At 71.7% G+C, this 16347-nt stretch carries 19 protein-coding genes; 5 read left to right on the forward strand and 14 right to left on the reverse strand.

Annotated features, from left to right (window positions below; translation table 11 throughout):
• Positions 1 to 102: 102 nt before the first annotated feature.
• Positions 103 to 615, forward strand: coding sequence for a hypothetical protein (locus ACFQZ6_RS22475; RefSeq protein WP_381611832.1), 513 nt, complete (start codon positions 103 to 105; stop codon positions 613 to 615).
• On the opposite strand, the gene ACFQZ6_RS22480 is transcribed toward ACFQZ6_RS22475, so the two are convergent.
• From ACFQZ6_RS22480 to afsQ1, 5 genes are all read right to left on the reverse strand, one after another.
• The gene (locus ACFQZ6_RS22480; protein ID WP_381611834.1) at positions 555 to 758 is read right to left on the reverse strand and encodes a PspC domain-containing protein; all 204 of its coding nucleotides are present in this window, start codon (positions 756 to 758) and stop codon (positions 555 to 557) included. The genes ACFQZ6_RS22475 and ACFQZ6_RS22480 overlap by 61 nt on opposite strands.
• A gap of 110 nt (positions 759 to 868) precedes the next feature.
• Positions 869 to 1438 carry a VanZ family protein gene (locus tag ACFQZ6_RS22485; RefSeq protein WP_381611836.1) on the reverse strand — a complete coding sequence of 190 codons (570 nt, stop codon included), beginning with the start codon at positions 1436 to 1438 and terminating at the stop codon, positions 869 to 871.
• A gap of 107 nt (positions 1439 to 1545) precedes the next feature.
• Positions 1546 to 2166: a hypothetical protein gene (locus ACFQZ6_RS22490; RefSeq protein WP_381611838.1), complete on the reverse strand. Its 621-nt coding sequence runs from the start codon at positions 2164 to 2166 to the stop codon at positions 1546 to 1548.
• A complete protein-coding gene (locus ACFQZ6_RS22495; RefSeq protein WP_381618547.1) occupies positions 2166 to 3674 on the reverse strand; it encodes an ATP-binding protein in 1509 nt (502 codons plus the stop codon). The genes ACFQZ6_RS22490 and ACFQZ6_RS22495 overlap by 1 nt, the downstream gene beginning before the upstream one ends.
• A 110-nt stretch (positions 3675 to 3784) precedes the next feature.
• Positions 3785 to 4462 (reverse strand): two-component system response regulator AfsQ1, encoded by a 678-nt coding sequence (gene afsQ1 / locus ACFQZ6_RS22500; protein WP_189702231.1) that lies wholly within the window; start codon positions 4460 to 4462, stop codon positions 3785 to 3787.
• A 183-nt stretch (positions 4463 to 4645) separates the two neighbouring features.
• Between afsQ1 and ACFQZ6_RS22505 the strand changes: the two genes are divergently transcribed.
• Complete coding sequence (locus tag ACFQZ6_RS22505) at positions 4646 to 5407, forward strand: SigE family RNA polymerase sigma factor (protein ID WP_381611840.1); 762 nt, start codon at positions 4646 to 4648, stop codon at positions 5405 to 5407.
• 288 nt (positions 5408 to 5695) lie between these two features.
• Here ACFQZ6_RS22505 and ACFQZ6_RS22510 read toward each other — a convergent pair whose 3' ends face one another.
• Complete coding sequence (locus tag ACFQZ6_RS22510) at positions 5696 to 6334, reverse strand: uridine kinase family protein (protein ID WP_381611842.1); 639 nt, start codon at positions 6332 to 6334, stop codon at positions 5696 to 5698.
• A 128-nt stretch (positions 6335 to 6462) separates the two neighbouring features.
• Here ACFQZ6_RS22510 and ACFQZ6_RS22515 point away from each other — a divergent pair, with 128 nt between their 5' ends.
• Positions 6463 to 6882 (forward strand): hypothetical protein, encoded by a 420-nt coding sequence (locus ACFQZ6_RS22515; RefSeq protein ID WP_381611844.1) that lies wholly within the window; start codon positions 6463 to 6465, stop codon positions 6880 to 6882.
• Positions 6883 to 7619: 737 nt separating this feature from the next.
• On the opposite strand, the gene ACFQZ6_RS22520 is transcribed toward ACFQZ6_RS22515, so the two are convergent.
• From ACFQZ6_RS22520 to ACFQZ6_RS22530, 3 genes are read right to left on the reverse strand one after another with little or no spacing between them, the layout of a single operon-like run.
• Positions 7620 to 7829, reverse strand: coding sequence for a DUF397 domain-containing protein (locus tag ACFQZ6_RS22520; protein ID WP_381611846.1), 210 nt, complete (start codon positions 7827 to 7829; stop codon positions 7620 to 7622).
• The gene (locus ACFQZ6_RS22525) at positions 7808 to 8413 is read right to left on the reverse strand and encodes a DUF5753 domain-containing protein (protein ID WP_381611848.1); all 606 of its coding nucleotides are present in this window, start codon (positions 8411 to 8413) and stop codon (positions 7808 to 7810) included. Before ACFQZ6_RS22525 ends, ACFQZ6_RS22520 begins: the two co-directional genes overlap by 22 nt.
• Complete coding sequence (locus ACFQZ6_RS22530; protein ID WP_381611850.1) at positions 8410 to 8655, reverse strand: helix-turn-helix domain-containing protein; 246 nt, start codon at positions 8653 to 8655, stop codon at positions 8410 to 8412. The genes ACFQZ6_RS22525 and ACFQZ6_RS22530 overlap by 4 nt, the downstream gene beginning before the upstream one ends.
• Before the next feature lie 202 nt (positions 8656 to 8857).
• Here ACFQZ6_RS22530 and ACFQZ6_RS22535 point away from each other — a divergent pair, with 202 nt between their 5' ends.
• Positions 8858 to 9040 (forward strand): hypothetical protein, encoded by a 183-nt coding sequence (locus tag ACFQZ6_RS22535; RefSeq protein WP_381611852.1) that lies wholly within the window; start codon positions 8858 to 8860, stop codon positions 9038 to 9040.
• Between the two features lie 79 nt (positions 9041 to 9119).
• Here ACFQZ6_RS22535 and ACFQZ6_RS22540 read toward each other — a convergent pair whose 3' ends face one another.
• From ACFQZ6_RS22540 to deoC, 3 genes are read right to left on the reverse strand one after another with little or no spacing between them, the layout of a single operon-like run.
• Positions 9120 to 10010 (reverse strand): aldehyde dehydrogenase family protein, encoded by an 891-nt coding sequence (locus ACFQZ6_RS22540; RefSeq protein WP_381611853.1) that lies wholly within the window; start codon positions 10008 to 10010, stop codon positions 9120 to 9122.
• On the reverse strand, positions 10003 to 11439 hold the full coding sequence (locus tag ACFQZ6_RS22545; protein ID WP_381611855.1) for an aldehyde dehydrogenase family protein: 1437 nt from the start codon (positions 11437 to 11439) through the stop codon (positions 10003 to 10005). Before ACFQZ6_RS22545 ends, ACFQZ6_RS22540 begins: the two co-directional genes overlap by 8 nt.
• A gap of 5 nt (positions 11440 to 11444) precedes the next feature.
• On the reverse strand, positions 11445 to 12443 hold the full coding sequence (gene deoC, locus ACFQZ6_RS22550) for a deoxyribose-phosphate aldolase (protein WP_381618550.1): 999 nt from the start codon (positions 12441 to 12443) through the stop codon (positions 11445 to 11447).
• A 122-nt stretch (positions 12444 to 12565) separates the two neighbouring features.
• Here deoC and ACFQZ6_RS22555 point away from each other — a divergent pair, with 122 nt between their 5' ends.
• Complete coding sequence (locus ACFQZ6_RS22555) at positions 12566 to 13270, forward strand: PH domain-containing protein (protein ID WP_381611856.1); 705 nt, start codon at positions 12566 to 12568, stop codon at positions 13268 to 13270.
• Between the two features lie 104 nt (positions 13271 to 13374).
• On the opposite strand, the gene ACFQZ6_RS22560 is transcribed toward ACFQZ6_RS22555, so the two are convergent.
• Entirely contained in the window at positions 13375 to 15015 is a 1641-nt protein-coding gene (locus ACFQZ6_RS22560; protein WP_381611858.1) for a phospho-sugar mutase, read from the reverse strand.
• 430 nt (positions 15016 to 15445) lie between these two features.
• Positions 15446 to 16270, reverse strand: a complete 825-nt coding sequence (locus ACFQZ6_RS22565; protein WP_381611859.1) for a purine-nucleoside phosphorylase — start codon at positions 16268 to 16270, stop codon at positions 15446 to 15448.
• Between the last annotated feature and the right edge of the window lie 77 nt (positions 16271 to 16347).

A 16347-nucleotide genomic window follows, 5' to 3' on the forward strand; every position in this document is an offset into this window, starting at 1 on the left:
CGCCCCGGCCACTCGATGTTTGCGGCGAACGGCTTGCCGTGTTTACGTTCCTGGACCGCTCTCAATCAGTTCGTTCCCTCGTTCCCAAGGACGTTATTCACCATGAAGCAGTCTGCCGCCACGACCGCCAAGACCCTCGGCGTCGCCGCCCTCGGCGCCGCCTTCGCCGCCGCCGGTACGGGTGCCGCGAACGCCGCCCCCGACGTCGCCGGTGTCAGCAACCGGGTGCTGGACACCGCCGTCCGGGCGCTGCCCGCGGAGAACCTGGAGAAGACGGTGCCGGGCAGCAGCGGGGCGCTCGCCCAGGGCCAGCGGGCGGTCGGCGCCGGGCTGACGGCCGCGCAGCCCGCCGTCCAGCAGTTGCTCGCCGAGGGCCCGACCGGCCCGGCCGCCGCGCTCCTCGGCGGACTGCCGACGCGGCCCTGCCCGTCCAGGGCACGCCGGTCAACGGCATCCCGCTGGGCGGCTGACCCCGGCCCGCCACCCCCGGGCAGGACAGCGGGGCGCACCCCTTCCCCAGGGATGCGCCCCGTCGTCGTACCCGGGCGGCGTGCTCACCAGGCCGTACGCGCGGCCTTGTCCTCGGAGGGCAGCAGGAACCACAGGGCGAGGTAGACCAGGAACTGCGGGCCGGGCAGCAGGCAGGAGACCAGGAAGATCACCCGCATCGTCGTCGCGGAGGTGCCGAAGCGCTGGGCCAGCGCGGCGCACACACCGCCGATCATGCGGCCGTTGGTGGGGCGGGCGAGGCGGGACATGGCTGCTCCTTCATGACGAGGCTTCGGGACGATTCCTCGGGACGATTCCTCGGGACGATTCGTCTCATCTACCGTCAACGGTAAGGAAACGCGGCCGAAGAAGCCTCGCCCTACGGAGCGATCCCGACCCTGGGAATCGTCGGGGTCCGACCCTGACCCACCTCATCCGGGGCGGACGGCGCGGACGGCGCGGACGGCACCCCCGGCCCCGACGCGCACCGCCGCCGCAGCCAGGCGCGGGCGGCGGGTACGACGGCGAGGTGGGCGAGCCCCACGCCCGCGGTGTTCAGGAACAGCGAGTCGACGTCGACGACCCGTCCGGGCACGCCGGTCTGCAACAACTCGATGGTCAGCGACAGCAGGGCCCCTGCGGCGACCGTACGGAACAGCGACGCCCACGGCGACACGGTCAGCCTGCCGCCCGCCAGCGGCAGCAGCACCCCCAGCGGGGCGAGCAGCGCCAGCCCCTCCCCGATGCACCGCGCCGCCTGCTCCCAGCCGAGCGCGAGATCGGCGCGGATACCGGCGAAGGGCCGCAGGTTGGCGGGCATCACCCAGGGGACGTCCAGGGGGCGCAGCGTGAACCAGGCGACGAACGCGAGATAGGCGACGAGGAGGACACCTCCTGTCACACGGACGTGGATCGCGGCGTTGCCGCCCATGGAGCCTTGACGCTGCACGCCCCCCTAGACGCGGCGTTCGGCACGATCGGTTCCGGGATGTCGCCCTCCGCCTGCATGAGGCATACACCACACCCACGGCGACCCCCGGACCCCCACCCGAAACGTCACCCAGCGGACACTTCCCCCGAAGGCGGTTCCCCCGCCCCCGGCCGCGCCCGCACCCCCTCGGTGCACTCGTACCGGCGCAACGTCTCCGACTCCGGCCCGCCGAGGATCACCGACCCGTCGACCTCGCCCGCCGCCGCCGAGTCGGAGAACGTGCAGACGATCTGCGCGAGGGCGTACGCCGACAGGTCACCCGGCGCGCTGCTCAGCCGCAGGGCGTCCTCGGGGTCCCCGCGCCGCGGCCCGCTGACCTTCGTACCGGGCCGTACGTCGGTGGCGTACCCGGCGTCCTTCGCCGCGGTCGACGGCGTGCGGGCCAGCTCGTCCAGCAGGCCCTGCGCGACCAGCACCCGCCGCTCGGTCTCCGAGTCGCCCTCGGGCACCCGTATCGCCCGGTCCACGGTCACCAGCGACGACCCGCAGAGCAGGAACACCTGCACCGGCATCCCACCCCCCGACGCCTGCGTGGTCACGTCGGGCTCCGCGAGCGAACACCGCGCCCGCGACGGCGCCGGACCGAAGTCCGTCGGCACCTCCGTGGGCCGTATCCCGCACCCGGCGAGCACCGCGGCCAGCCCGGCCAGCACGGGGAGGAACACCATCCTCCGCCGTACGCCCATCACGCGTCCCCCTTCCGAGCCGTGCCCTTCTCCGAACCCGTGTCCTCGGAGGTGTCCCGGGGCAGCCGCAGTGTGAACACCGCGCCGCCGTCCGGGGAGTTGGCCGCGGTGATCTCGCCGCCGTGGATGTGCGCGTTCTCCAGGGCGATCGACAGCCCGAGCCCGCTGCCCTCGGAGCGCGGCCGGGAGGCGCTCGCCTTGTAGAACCGGTCGAAGACGTGCGGCAGCACGTCCTCCGGGATGCCGGGTCCGTGGTCGCGGACCTGGATCGTCACGGAGTCGTCCGCGTCCCGCACCGACACCCGCACCGGGGACCCGCCGTGCTTGAGGGCGTTGCCGATCAGGTTGGCGAGTATCACGTCGAGCCGCCGCGGGTCGATCCGGGCGTGGATGCCGCGCTCGGCGTCCAGCTCCACGGCGTCCAGCCAGGCGCGGGCGTCGATGCAGGCGGTGATCTGGTCGGCCACGTCGACGTCGTCGAGGACGAGCCGGGCGGTGCCCGCGTCGAAGCGGGTGACCTCCATCAGGTTCTCCACGAGGTCGTTCAGCCGCCGCGTCTCGCTCACCACCAGCCGCACCGCGGGCTCGATCATCGGGTCGATGCCGCCGCCCTCGGACTCCAGCTCCTCCTCCAGCACCTCGGTGACCGCGGTGATCGCGGTCAGCGGGGTGCGCAGCTCATGGCTCATGTCGGCCACGAACCGCCGCGAGGCGGACTCCCGCGCCGCCATGTCGTCGACGCGCTTCTCCAGCGCCTCCGCGGCACTGTTGAAGGTCCTCGAAAGATCGGCGAGTTCATCGGTCCCGGACACCCGCAGCCGGGTGTCGAGCCGACCCTCCCCGAGCCGCCGCGCGGCCACGCCCAGCCGGTGCACCGGCTTCAGTACGGTCGTGGCGGCGGCCTGCGCGAGCAGCGCCGAGCCGATCAGCGCCAGCGCGGTGGCGATGCCCAGCGACCACGCCAGCGAGTTCAGGTCCTTCGCCTCCGGCTCCAGCGACTTCAGCATGTAACCGGTCGGCCCGCCCCCGATCACCCGCGTCCCGGCCACCAGGTACGGGGTGCCGTCGTCCACGATCCGCTGCCAGTACAGGTGGTACGGCGACGCGTTGCCGGAGTCGACCGGCTGCTCCTCGTTGACGGCGGTGCGCAGCGACTCGGGCACGTCGGCCAGCGTGAACCCGTTCAGGCCGCCGGAACCGCCGTACACCGGCAGGCCGCTGGCGTCCTCCGCGACCAGCAGCACCGTGAAGTGCTGACCGCCGGTGGCCATCTGACCGGCGACGCGCTGGAGTTCGTCCCGCGTGGGGTGCTCGGGCAGCGCGCCCGCGCGGTTCTCCATCTCGCTCTCGAAGTCGCGCAGTACGGCGTCCTGGGCGCGGGTGAGCACCGCCTCCCGGTTGAGCCAGTACGCGATCCCCGACGCGGACACCGCGGCCGTCAGCGCGACCAGCCCGAACACCACGACCAGCCGCAGCCGCAGGCTGGTGAGGCGGAGCCGGGACCATATCCCCTTGCGCGTGAGGGCACCGACCCAGCCGCGCGGCCCGTCGTGCTCGTCGTCGTGCCCCTCGTGCCCGTCTTGCTCGTCGTGCCCGTGGTGCTCTTGTTGCTGGTGGGTCACTGAGGCGGATCCAGCCGGTAGCCGACACCGCGCACGGTACGGATCAGGGTCGGGGACGACGGCACGTCCTCGACCTTGGCACGCAGCCGCTGGACACAGGCGTCCACCAGCCGTGAGTCACCGAGGTAGTCGTGCTCCCACACCAGCCGCAGCAACTGCTGCCGGGACAGCGCCTGCCCCGGCCGTCGGCTCAGTTCGAGCAGCAGCCGCAGCTCGGTCGGGGTGAGCTGGAGGTCTTCACCGTTCTTCGTGACGGTCATCGCGGCCCGGTCGATGACCAGGCTGCCGAACGTGGCGGCGTCGTTCGCCTCCCGCTCGCCGCGCCGCAGCACGGCCCGGATACGGGCGTCGAGGACCCGCCCCTGCACCGGTTTGACGACGTAGTCGTCGGCGCCGGACTCCAGGCCCACCACCACGTCGATGTCGTCGCTGCGCGCGGTCAACAGGATGATGGGCAACTGGTCCGTGCGCCGGATACGACGGCACACCTCGAACCCGTCGATGCCGGGCAGCATCACGTCCAGCACGATCAGGTCCGGCCGCTGCTCGCGGAGCAGCTTCAGACCGTCCTCACCGCTGGCAGCGGTCGCGACCCGGTGTCCCTGGCGCGTCAGAGACAGTTCCAGGGCCGTACGGATGGCGTCGTCGTCCTCGATCAGCAACAGGGAAGGCACGGGGGTCATTCTGGCCCATGGGGGGTGGCGGTTTCGACACCCGTACGGCTACGGCCCCACGACGCGCCCCTGTGACAGGTCTGTGACAGTCGACGGACACGGCGATGAAGTGCCCGAGGCAGGATTTTCGACACAGCACGGAAGCCAGACCGAACACCGGAAGTCCACGACGGGGGGCGCGAGATGAACACGCTGCACGGCAACAGCACCAGCGCAGTGATCACGCGGCTGCACGACGTGAGCCGGGGTTCCGAGAAGTCCGGTGCCGTGAGCGGGCGGGGGTGCGCTCGCGGCACCGGGCGTCAGCACACCGGCTTCATGACGGTGGTTGACGCGCCCACGGGGGTCACGGGGGAGACGCACGGGGGATCCGCGTACAGGGAGGAAACGGGAGAGCGCCGCCCGGCGACGCGGTCGGCGGACGCGGAAGCCGCGTTCACGGCCTACGTCCAGGAGCGCCGCGCCTCCCTGTACGCCACCGCGTACCACCTCACCGGCGACCGCTTCGAGGCCGAGGACCTGCTCCAGAGCGCGCTGTTCTCGACGTACCGGGCGTGGGACCGGATCAGCGACAAGGCCGCCGTCGGCGGGTACCTGCGCCGCACGATGACCAACCTGCACATCAGCGCGTGGCGCCGCCGCAAGCTGAACGAGTACCCGACCGAGGAGCTGCCGGAGACCGTCGGCGACACGGACGCGATGCGCGGCACCGAACTGCGCGCGGTCCTGTGGCAGGCGCTGGCCCGGCTCCCCGAACTCCAGCGCACCATGCTGGTCCTGCGCTACTACGAGGGCCGCACGGACCCGGAGATCGCGGAGATCCTGGACATCAGCGTCGGCACGGTGAAGTCGAGCATCTGGCGCTCACTGCGTCGGCTGCGCGAGGACGAGGTCCTCAGCTTCGGCCGTGACCAGGAGGACGCCTTCGGCGAACTGGTCGCCTGAAGAATTTCAGAGAAGTCCGGGGCCGGGGTGTATCACGGGGGATGCCCGGGACTCCTGACTACGAGGACGGGGAACCCGGGGGGATTCCTCAGCCTCACCCCACGGGGGAAGCACCACGGGGAATCACGGGGGAGCACGGGGGAAAGGGGAAACACGGGGGAAGCACGGGGGAGCACCACAGGGGTTCGGGGGAGCCCCGCAGAGAGCGGGACTGGAGGGCCGGGGGGTCCATCCAGTCCCGCTGTTCTGTGTGTGCGGTCCACGTTCTCCGCTCTCCGCTCTACGTCTTCACGCCGCCGTCTGCGGCGAGGACGACGGGCACCGGCCCGCCGCCGACGCCAGGCGGCCCATCGCCTCGTCCCGGTCGCAGGCGTACGCGCCCAGTGCCGTCTGCCGGGCGATGATCGTCCGCTCCTGCCGCATCAGCCGCCAGCCGCGCCGCAGCAGGAACGGCACCGACTTGCGGCCCTCCCTCAGGTCCCGCACGAACCGGCGCCGGAACGTCTTCACCGGCCCCCGGCTCAGACACAGCGCGTCGGCGAGGACGCCCAGCTCACGGCAGCGGGTGACGATCTCGGCGGCGAAGATGCCCTCCGCGATGAACAGCGGGGTCCGGCCGATGTCGACGCCGTCCTCGCCGGTGCGGGCGCTCAGCGAGATGTCGTACACCGGGACCTTCGTACGGCCCGTGCGGCACAGGTCGGTGATCGCGGTGACGGCGGCGTCCGCGTCCCAGGAGTCGGGGTGGTCCCAGTCGATGTCCGCGCTGCCCCTGACGAGGGGGAGCGTCGGGTCGGTGCCCTCCTTGTAGAAGTCGTCGAGCCGTAGCACCGGGAGGCCGGAGCGGGCCGCGAGGAGGGACTTGCCGGAGCCGGAGGGGCCGCAGAGCAGCACGACTCGCGTGGGTATGGGCGGATGGGGACTCACGGGACACCAGTGTGAGGCATCCCCCGCCCAGTCAACGACTCAGCGGGTCGGCTTTGAAGCCCACGTCACGTGTCAAATACCCTACGTGTCGACCCGATTACCCAGAGCATCAGAAAAAGGTGACGGCAATGACGGCCCGTAACGACTCCTCGCAGTCCACGCCCCGGCGGACGTTCGCCGTTCTCACGCTGGCGGGCGTCGCCCTGGGCGCGGGCACCACCACGTCCTCGGCGGCTGACCCCCAGCAGATGCTGGGCATGGTCAAGTACCGCCCCACCTCCCTCGGCAACATCAACCCCCAGGCGGGCCTCCAGGCGGTGTCGGGTTCGGTCGGCTACGTCACGGGCCCCCTCGCGGGCCTCAAGCCCAACCCCCTGGCGGGCACGGGCGTCGACCCCCTCGACAACGGCGTCGGCACCCAGCTCGCCGACTTCCAGCCGCTGACGTCCCAGGGGTTGACCCGTCCGGTCGCCCAGGCACCGTCGGTAGGGAGCATTCCGGGGGTGGGGCAGGTGGCGGGGTCGCTGGGCGGACTCACCCCTCGCTGACAAGTGACCGTGGGGGCCGCCCGCTTCTTTTGCCAGGGTCGTGCCTCCACGGCCCGGCCTCAAGGGCGCTCCCTGCGGTCGCGTCGGCTGCGCCGATCGGCCTGCGGCCGACCCTTGACCCCGGTCCGCTCCAGCACGGGTGAGAAGCGCGCGGGCGGCCCGGAAAGACGGAGGGCCGGGGCCTGTGGGTCCCTTGGGTGGGCTCCACGTGTGCGTGGGTGCGGGGGCGCGCTGGCGCCTCGCCTGCACGCCGGGTGGGCTTAGCGGCTTGCGGCCCGGTGGGGGTGGGGAGGGAGAGAAGGAGAGGGGCTCGTGTCAAGAGGCGGGCGGTGATTGGCCCCTTTGGCCCACACCCCTCTGGGAAGAAGGGGTCAGGGTGTGAGCCAAAGGCACCAATCACCCCCTTCCAGCACACTCGTGGGGCTCATGTGACAGCAGAGGCAAGCTGCCACCCCCCATCCCCCCACCGGGCCGCAGGCCGCTAAGCCAGCCCGGCGTGCTGGCGAGGCGCTGACGCGCCCCCACACCCACGCCCACCAGGCAGCCCACCTGAAGGGACAACAGGCCTGGGCCCCCGTTTTTCCGGGCCGTCCGCGCGCTTCTTACCCGTGCTGGAGCGGACCGGGGTCAAGGGTGGCCCGCAGGGCCATCGCCGAAGGCGACGCGACCGTAGGGAGCGCCCTTGAGGCCGGGCCGTGGAAGCACGACACTGGCAAAGAAGCGGGCGGCCCCCTTCCTTACAGGGAACCTCGCCGAACACCCGCGACGAACGGCTCCCAGGCAGCCCCGGCCAACATCAGCACAGGGCCGGCGGGGTTCTTGCTGTCGCGGACGGGGACGGTGCCGGGGTAGTCGCCGGAGACCTCGACGCACGCGTCACCCTGTTGGTTTCCGCTGTAGGAGGACTTTCGCCAGCGGGCGGTGCTCAGGTCCGGGGTGACTCGCATGGCTCGTACGTCTCCATCGTCGCTTTGATCAGCGCCCAGGATTCCTGTGGGGGGAGTGCGCTGGCCTTCATCAGATCGTACTCTCGCACGCGCTGCATGACGGTCTCCCGGTCGTCGAAGATCTCGCCGTTCCTCGGCCCTTCCTGGTACACGGTCGTGGAGTTGTCCGGCAGGGTCAGCAGGATCAGGGTGCCGCTCATCAGGGTGCACGCGCCCGCCTTGAACGCGACGACTTGAATCGTGGTGTGGCGGGTTTCCGCCAGCGGCAGCAGGGCCGCGAGTTGTTCGCGCATCACCCCGGCGCCGCCCACGGCTTGCCGTAGGGCCGCTTCGCCGATGATCGACCAGGCGTCGGGTGGAGTGTCGCTCCGCAGGACTTCCTGACGGCCCAGGCGGGCGCCCACCAAGCTGTCGATCTCTTTGGTGCTGGCGCCCGGATGGCCCTTCCTGAACAGCGCGCGCATATACGACGGGGTCTGGAGCAGCCCTGGCATGACGGTCGCGCTGAACTCCTGAATCCGCGTCGCCCGCGCCTCCAACTCCAGGCAATGATCGAACCGCCTCGGCGTGTGCTCCCTCTTCACCGCCCCCCACAGCCCCTGGAGCAACTCCCCCGTTCCGAACGCCGCGTCCAGCTTCTCGGAGATCGGGGGAGGGGGAGCCGTTCGCCGGTCTCCACGCCGTGGAGGTGGGTCTTGCTGTAGTTGACGATGTCGGAGAGCCGGTCCAGGGACAGGCCCGTGAGCTGGCGTTGGCGGTGGAGTTCGACGCCGTAGAGGTCGCGGGCCGAGCTGGCGGGGTCGAGGTCGCGGGCGGGGTGGGGCATGGTGGGGCTCCCTTACCGGAGGGGACGGCGCACGCCGTTCACGGTAGTCGCGGTGGGTGACGGTCCGCGTGCGAACCGTGAAGAACGGCAGGCCGCGGCTGTTCCGTAACGCGTCGCGGAACACCGTCACCCTGTCCGCGGGGCGGCGCCGACCGTTTCGCTGGGTGTGCGAAACAGTGCAAGCGCGCCCCAGGAGGTACCCGTGGCAACCCGACGCCCCACGACGACGGTTCCGGTCGGTCAACTCGCCTACGACACACGGCGGGAACGGCGCGGGATCGTCATGGACTATCAGGACGGGCTGGTGTGGCTGCGGCCCGAGGGCGGCGGGACGGAGTGGACCGCGGAGCCCGAGGACGTGCGGTCGATGGCGGAGGTTTCCTGACCGGAACGACAGATGACAGAAGGGCCGCGGCTCCTCCGGACGGTGAGGAGTCGCGGCCCTGCTCAGGGGGTGGTGGGCGTCAGTACGACGAGCCGCCCGCGCCCAGGGAACCCGTAGGGTGCCAGACCGTCTTGGTCTCCAGGAACGCCGTCATGCGGTCGGTGCCCGGGGTCTCGAAGTAATCCACAGGCTGTGGACGCAGCACCCGCTTCAGGTTGTCCGCCGCGGCGATCTCCAGCTCCTTCGCCAGGTCCGCGTCCGCGCCCGCCAGGTCGATCGCGTTGACGTCCTGGTGGGCGGCGAGGGGCGCCGCGATCTCCGCCGTACGGCCCGAGAGGACGTTGACCACGCCGCCGGGGACGTCGGAGGTGGCCAGCACCTCGGCCAGGGAGAGGGCGGGGAGGGGGCGCTGCTCCGAGGCCACCACGACCGCCGTGTTGCCCGTGGCGATCACCGGGGCGAGGACGCTCACCAGGCCCAGGAAGGAGGAGTCCTGGGGGGCCAGCACCGCCACCACGCCCGTCGGTTCGGGGGAGGAGAGGTTGAAGTACGGGCCTGCCACCGGGTTTCCGCCGCCCACGATCTGGGCGATCTTGTCGGTCCAGCCCGCGTACCAGACCCAGCGGTCGATCGTCGCGTCGACGACCGCCGCCGACTTGGACCTGGACAGGCCCTCCGCGTCGGCCACCTCGCGGGTGAACTGGTCGCGGCGGCCCTCCAGCATCTCCGCGACGCGGTAGAGGACCTGGCCGCGGTTGTACGCCGTCGCGCCGGACCAGCCGCCGAACGCCTTGCGCGCCGCGACCACGGCGTCCCGGGCGTCCTTGCGGGACGACAGGGGCGCGTTGGCCAGCCAGTTGCTCTTCGGGTCCGTCACCTCGTACACCCGGCCGCTCTCGGAACGCGGGAACTTCCCGCCGACGTACAGCTTGTAGGTCTTGAAGACGGAGAGTCGGGTCACGTCAGACATCGAGGTACGCCTCCAGGCCGTGGCGACCGCCTTCGCGGCCGAAGCCCGACTCCTTGTAACCGCCGAACGGCGAGGTCGGGTCGAACTTGTTGAACGTGTTGGACCAGACGACACCCGCGCGGAGCTTGTTCGCGACCGCGAGGATGCGCGAGCCCTTCTCCGACCAGATGCCTGCCGAGAGGCCGTACGGGGTGTTGTTGGCCTTGGCCACCGCCTCGTCCGGGGTGCGGAAGGTCAGGACCGAGAGGACAGGGCCGAAGATCTCGTCGCGGGCCACCGTGTGCGCCTGGGTGACGTTCGTGAAGAGCGTCGGGGCGAACCAGTAGCCGGACGTCGGCAGGTCACACGGCGGGGACCAGCGCTCGGCGCCCTCCGCCTCGCCCTGGTCGGCGAGGGCGGTGATGCGGGCGAGCTGCTCGGCGGAGTTGATCGCGCCGATGTCCGTGTTCTTGTCCAGGGGGTCGCCCAGGCGCAGGGTGGACAGGCGGCGCTTGAGGGAGTCCAGCAGTTCGTCCTGGATCGACTCCTGGACCAGCAGGCGGCTGCCCGCGCAGCACACCTGGCCCTGGTTGAAGAAGATGCCGTTGACGATGCCCTCGACGGCCTGGTCGAGCGGGGCGTCGTCGAAGACGATGTTGGCGCCCTTGCCGCCCAGCTCCAGGGTGAGCTTCTTGTCCGTCCCGGCCACCGTGCGCGCGATCTCCTTGCCGACCGCCGTCGAGCCGGTGAACGCGACCTTGTTGACGTCCGGGTGCGCGACCAGCGCGGCGCCCGTGCGGCCGTCGCCGGTGACGATGTTGACGACGCCCTTGGGCAGGCCCGCCTGGCGGCAGATGTCCGCGAAGAAGAGAGCGGAGAGCGGGGTCGTCTCGGCGGGCTTGAGGACGACCGTGTTGCCGGTCGCCAGCGCCGGGGCGATCTTCCACGCCAGCATCAGGAGGGGGAAGTTCCAGGGGATGACCTGGCCCGCGACGCCCAGCGGGCGCGGGGCCGGTCCGAACCCGGCGTGGTCGAGCTTGTCCGCCCAGCCCGCGTAGTAGAAGAAGTGCGCGGCGACCAGGGGGAGGTCCGCGTCCCGGGTCTCCCGGATCGGCTTGCCGTTGTCCAGGGTCTCCAGGACGGCCAGCTCGCGGCTGCGCTCCTGGATGATCCGGGCGATGCGGAAGAGGTACTTCGCGCGTTCCGAGCCGGGCAGCGCCGACCACTTCTCGAACGCCTTGCGGGCCGCCTTCACCGCGCGGTCCACGTCCGCCTCGCCCGCCTGGGCGACCTCGGAGAGCACCTCCTCGGAGGCGGGGCTGACCGTCTTGAAGACCTTGCCGTCCGCCGCCTCGGCGAACTCGCCGTCGATGAACAGCCCGTACGACGGGGCGATGTCGACGACCGCGCGGGACTCGGGTGCGGGGGCGTATGCGAATGCCGATGCCATGGTGATCAGTCCACCGTCACGTAGTCGGGGCCGGAGTAGCGGCCGGTGGCCAGCTTCTGACGCTGCATCAGCAGGTCGTTCAGGAGCGAGGAGGCGCCGAAGCGGAACCAGTGGTTGTCGAGCCAGTCCTCGCCCACGGTCTCGTTGACCAGGACCAGGAACTTGACCGCGTCCTTGGTGGTGCGGATGCCGCCCGCGGGCTTCACGCCCACCTGGACGCCGGTGGCGGCGCGGAAGTCGCGCACGGCCTCCAGCATCAGGAGGGTGCCCGCCGGGGTCGCGTTCACCGCCACCTTGCCCGTCGAGGTCTTGATGAAGTCCGCCCCGGCCATCATGCCGAGCCAGCTCGCGCGGCGGATGTTGTCGTACGTCGACAGCTCGCCGGTCTCGAAGATGACCTTCAGGCGGGCGCTGGTGCCGCAGGCGTCCTTCACCGCGGTGATCTCGTCGTACACCTTCATGTAGTCGCCCGCGAGGAACGCGCCGCGGTCGATGACCATGTCGATCTCGTCGGCGCCCGCGGCGACGGCCTCGCGGACGTCCGCCAGCTTGACCGCGAGGGGGGCGCGGCCCGCCGGGAAGGCGGTGGCGACCGAGGCGACCTTGACCGGGGAGCCCGCGACGGCCTCCTTGGCGGTGGCCACCATGTCGGGGTAGACGCAGACCGCTGCGGTGGCGGGGGTCGTACGGTCGGTCGGGTCGGGGTGGACCGCCTTGGCGCCGAGCGCCCGGACCTTGCCGGGGGTGTCCGCGCCTTCCAGCGTCGTCAGGTCGACCATGGAGATGGCCAGGTCGATGGCGTACGCCTTGGCGGTCGTCTTGATGGAGCGGGTGCCGAGAGAGGCCGCGCGCGCCTCCAGGCCGACCGGGTCGACGCCGGGCAGCCCGTGGAGGAAGCGGCGCAGCGTGCGGTCGGACGCGGTGACGTCCGCGAAGGGGTTCGCCTCGGTCGTCGTCCTCGGCGCTGTCGCGGGGGCCGCTGGGGTGGGTGCAGAGGTGGGCATGGTCACCAGACGAGCATATCTACGCGCGTAGCGGCTGTACAGGGCGTGGGGGATGGTTCCTGGGGACGTCCGGGGGCTACCGCTGCGGGGCGGTGTCGGTGGGGTCGGGCAGAATCGGGGGCATGAGCAGCTCCGAGAACCAGTCATCCGGGCCCCGGCCCGAGCCGCCCCGCACCCGGGACCGGATCTACCGGTCGCCGTCCGCCCTGGTGGCCGGGGTGCTGCTGCTCCTGGTCATCGGGTGGCTGGGGGGCGACGCGGTGGTGACGGGGGAGGGGCGCACGCCCTGGCTGGCGCTGGCCGTGATGCTGTTCCTGGTGCCGCTGGTGATCGCGTTCACGCTGCGGCCCGCGGTGTTCGCGGGGGAGGACCGGCTGCGGGTGCGGAACCCCTTCCGGGTGGTGGTGCTGCCGTGGGGGGAGGTGGCGTCGCTGCGGTCCGGGTACACGAACGAGGTGGTGGCGGCGTCGGGGGAGAAGTACCAGTTGTGGTCCATCCCCGTGTCGCTGCGGGCGCGGAAGAAGGCGGCCCGGCAGCAGGCTCGGCGGGATGCGGCGGCGCGGGGTGAGGGGCGGCGGCGGGGGCTGTCGTTCGGGGGTGGCTTCGGGGGGCTCGGGGGGATCGATCCCGTCGCGGCGGACTCGGACGCGGGGCCGGTGCGGGCGGAGACCGACCAGGTGATGGATGAGTTGCGGGAGATGTGGGGGGCTCGGGAGAAGGCGGCGGAGGCGCAGGGGGAGGTGTCCGTGCGGTGGGCTTACGAGGTGATGGGGCCTGCGGGGGCGGGGGCGGTGTTGTTGGTGGTGGTGTTGCTGGCGGTCGGGTGACCGGGGGTTTCTGGGGGTGCGTGGCCCGCGCCTCTGGGTGAGGCGCGGGGGCGTGGGCCTTTTGCGGGGGCGTGAGCCTTGAGCGGGGCGTGGGGGCGTGGCCTTTAGAGGTCCGCTGCTGCGGCCAGGTCTCGCTTGAGGGCCGTCAGGAGGTCCGTTGCCTTTGCGCGGGCCGTGGGGAGGGTCGTGTGGTCGGGGACCGGGATCACCACCTCCAGGTAGCACTTCAGCTTCGGTTCCGTGCCGCTGGGGCGGACGATGACGCGGGCGCCGTCGAGGGTGTAGCGGAGGCCGTCCGTGGGCGGGAGGGTGGCCGTGCCCTGGGTGAGGTCCTCCGCGTTGGTGACGGGGAGGTCCGCGAGGGTGGTGGGCGGGGTCTCGCGGAGGCGGGTCATCGCGTTGGCGATGATCGACAGGTCCTCCACGCGGACCGAGAGCTGGTCCGTGGCGTGCAGGCCGTGTTCGACGGCGAGGTCGTCGAGGAGGTCGAGCAGGGTGCGGCCCTCTTCCTTGAGGACCGAGGCCAGTTCCGTGATCAGGAGGGCGGCCGTGATGCCGTCCTTGTCGCGTACGCCGTCGGGGTCCACGCAGTAGCCGAGGGCCTCCTCGTAGCCGTAGCGGAGGTTCTCGACCCGGGCGATCCACTTGAAGCCGGTCAGGGTCTCCTCGTGGGGGAGGCCCGCCTTCGCGGCGATGCGGGCGAGGAGGGACGACGAGACGATCGACTCCGCGAACGTGCCGTGCGCGCCGCGGGACACCAGGTGGGCGGCCAGGAGGGCGCCTACCTCGTCGCCGCGGAGCATCCGCCAGGTGCCGTCGTCCTTGACGGCGACCGCGCAGCGGTCCGCGTCGGGGTCGTTGGCGATGACCAGGTCCGGGTCGGTCTCCGTCGCCTTGGCGAAGGCGAGGTCCATCGCGCCGGGCTCCTCCGGGTTGGGGAAGGCGACGGTGGGGAAGTCCGGGTCGGGGTCGGCCTGCTCGGTGACGAGGGTGGGCTCGGGGAAGCCCGCTCGGGCGAAGGCGGCGAGGAGGACGTCCTTGCCCACGCCGTGCATCGCCGTGTAGACGGTGCGGGCGGTGCGGGGGGTGTCGGGGGAGAGGACGGCGTCCGTGCGGGTGAGGTAGGCGTTGAGGACGTCGTCGTCGAGGGTGTCCCAGCCGGTGGTGGGGCGGGGGACGGTGGTGAGGGTCGTGATCGCGGCGATCTCGGCGGCGATGTCCGTGTCGGCGGGCGGGACGATCTGGGAGCCGTCGCCGAGGTACACCTTGTAGCCGTTGTCGCGGGGTGGGTTGTGGCTGGCGGTGACCTCTACGCCCGCTACCGCGCCGAGGTGCCTTATGGCGAAGGCGAGGACGGGGGTGGGGAGGGGGCGGGGGAGTACGGCTGCCCTGAGGCCCGCGCCGGTCATGACGGCGGCGGTGTCGCGGGCGAAGTCCTGGGACTTGTGGCGGGCGTCGTAGCCGATGACGACGAGGCCGTTCTGGTTGCCCTGCTTCTTGAGGTACGCGGCGAGACCGGCGGCGGCGCGGATGACGACGGAGCGGTTCATGCGCATGGGGCCCGCGCCGAGTTCGCCTCGGAGACCGGCGGTGCCGAACTGGAGGGTGCCGCTGAAGCGGGCGGCGAGTTCTTCGGTGGCGTCCTGGCCCGCGTCGAGGAGCTTGGCCAGCTCGTCGCGGGTCTCCGGGTCGGGGTCCTCGGCCAGCCATGCCTGGGCTCGTGCGAGAAGATCGTCGTGCTGCACGTTCGGTCCAACCTCTCGGGTGTGTTCGTGAGTATGCCTGCGGCGGCCTGTGGCTGTGTGGTGGGTGGCGTGCGTAGCGCTGTCTGCCGGGGGGTGGGTCGGGGCCGCGCCGGGGGGTGTCCGTCCTCGGAACCGCGCGGGCTGTGGGTCGTGGGGTGGACGGGGTCTTGCGCGCGAACCACTGCGGGCGGACACCCCCCGACACGGCCCCTTCCGTAGTACGGCGACTGCGACTCGTCGTCGGCTCCGCCGTCACTGCGGGCAGTCGTGCCGCTGGGGCGATGGGGGTCCCCCTGCTCGAGCGAAGCCGAGAGCTTGGGGGAGGGTGGGCGCAGCGGCACCCCGTTAGCGCCGGGCCGCGCGACCCACCCAGCGGTACGGGGATCGGCGGCACCCGGTTAGCGCCGGGGCGTGCACGCCCCCGACTCCCCTACAACCGCCCCAGCACCTGCGCCAGCAACGCCCCCATCCGCGTCGCCGAGTCGCGTCCGGCCTGGAGGACCTCCTCGTGGTTCAGCGGCTCCCCCGTCATCCCCGCCGCGAGGTTGGTGACGAGGGAGATCCCCAGCACCTCCGCCCCCGCCTCCCGCGCGGCGATCGCTTCGAGGACCGTCGACATGCCCACCAGGTCCGCTCCGATGACGCGGGCCATGCGGATCTCGGCCGGAGTCTCGTAGTGCGGGCCGGGGAACTGGGCGTAGACGCCCTCCTCCAGCGTGGCGTCGATCTCCTTGCACAGGGCGCGCAGGCGCGGCGAGTACAGGTCGGTCAGGTCGACGAAGTTCGCGCCGATGATCGGGGAGACCGCCGTGAGGTTGATGTGGTCGCTGATCAGGACCGGCTGGCCGGGACGCATACCCTCGCGCAGACCGCCGCAGCCGTTGGTGAGGATGACTGTCTTGGCGCCTGCGGCTACCGCGGTGCGGACGCCGTGGGCGACGGCGGCGACGCCCCGGCCCTCGTAGAAGTGGGTGCGGCCGAGGAAGACCAGGGCGCGGTTGTCGCCGATGCGGTACGAGCGGACCTTGCCGCCGTGGCCAGCGACCGCCGGGGGCGGGAAGCCGGGCAGGTCGGTGACCTGGAGTTCGGCCTCGGGTGCGCCGAGGGCGTCCACGGCCGGGGCCCAGCCGGAGCCCATCACGAGGGCGACGTCGTGGGACTCGGCGCCCGTGAGTTCGCGCAGGCGAGCGGCGGCGGCGTCGGCGGCGGCGTGGGGGTCGCCCTGGATGTCGTCCGGAAGAAGAGATGCGTTCACGTGGTTGAGGGTAGCCGGTCTGGGCCTACGCGCGTAGATGACAGACCTCACCGGATGCGGATTGTTCCGTTCTCGTT

It is taken from the genome of Streptomyces flavalbus, from assembly GCF_042674625.1.
Classification (GTDB): Bacteria; Actinomycetota; Actinomycetes; order Streptomycetales; family Streptomycetaceae; genus Streptomyces; species Streptomyces flavalbus.

Coding starts and splice junctions, on each gene's coding strand:
- ACFQZ6_RS22475 (WP_381611832.1), top strand. CDS start 103: ATGAAGCAGTCTGCCGCCACGACCGCCAAGACCCTCGGCGTCGCCGCC.
- ACFQZ6_RS22480 (WP_381611834.1), bottom strand. CDS start 758: ATGTCCCGCCTCGCCCGCCCCACCAACGGCCGCATGATCGGCGGTGTG.
- ACFQZ6_RS22490 (WP_381611838.1), bottom strand. CDS start 2,166: ATGGGCGTACGGCGGAGGATGGTGTTCCTCCCCGTGCTGGCCGGGCTG.
- ACFQZ6_RS22505 (WP_381611840.1), top strand. CDS start 4,646: ATGAACACGCTGCACGGCAACAGCACCAGCGCAGTGATCACGCGGCTG.
- ACFQZ6_RS22515 (WP_381611844.1), top strand. CDS start 6,463: ATGACGGCCCGTAACGACTCCTCGCAGTCCACGCCCCGGCGGACGTTC.
- ACFQZ6_RS22520 (WP_381611846.1), bottom strand. CDS start 7,829: ATGCGAGTCACCCCGGACCTGAGCACCGCCCGCTGGCGAAAGTCCTCC.
- ACFQZ6_RS22530 (WP_381611850.1), bottom strand. CDS start 8,655: ATGCCCCACCCCGCCCGCGACCTCGACCCCGCCAGCTCGGCCCGCGAC.
- ACFQZ6_RS22540 (WP_381611853.1), bottom strand. CDS start 10,010: ATGTCTGACGTGACCCGACTCTCCGTCTTCAAGACCTACAAGCTGTAC.
- ACFQZ6_RS22545 (WP_381611855.1), bottom strand. CDS start 11,439: ATGGCATCGGCATTCGCATACGCCCCCGCACCCGAGTCCCGCGCGGTC.
- deoC (WP_381618550.1), bottom strand. CDS start 12,443: ATGCCCACCTCTGCACCCACCCCAGCGGCCCCCGCGACAGCGCCGAGG.
- ACFQZ6_RS22555 (WP_381611856.1), top strand. CDS start 12,566: ATGAGCAGCTCCGAGAACCAGTCATCCGGGCCCCGGCCCGAGCCGCCC.